This is a genomic window from Pseudomonas sp. CFII68, assembly GCF_000416195.1.
Lineage (GTDB): Bacteria > Pseudomonadota > Gammaproteobacteria > Pseudomonadales > Pseudomonadaceae > Aquipseudomonas > Aquipseudomonas kilonensis.
This window is the reverse complement of sequence record NZ_ATLN01000002.1, coordinates 1-247: the sequence shown is the minus strand read 5'-3', so window position 1 is coordinate 247 and position 247 is coordinate 1. Positions and strand designations below refer to the sequence as shown.

Annotated in this window: 1 rRNA gene; it reads right to left on the bottom strand. The window is 45.7% G+C overall.

The window, feature by feature from the left end:
* Positions 1-77, bottom strand: a 16S ribosomal RNA gene (locus CFII68_RS0125695); the annotation flags it as partial.
* Between the last annotated feature and the right edge of the window lie 170 nt (positions 78-247).

Genomic DNA, 247 nt, shown 5'->3' with positions numbered 1-247 from the left:
CCTCTCTACCGCTCGACTTGCATGTGTTAGGCCTGCCGCCAGCGTTCAATCTGAGCCATGATCAAACTCTTCAGTTCAAACATCTTTGGGTTTTGAGAAAACCCTAAACTTGGCTCAGCAATCGTTGGTTACATCTTTGATTTCTCGCGGAGTAACTTGTGATGCTGATAATCTGTTGACTAGCAGTCTGACTCCACAAGCACCCACACGAATTGCTTGATTCAGTTGTTAAAGAGCGGTTGGTTGA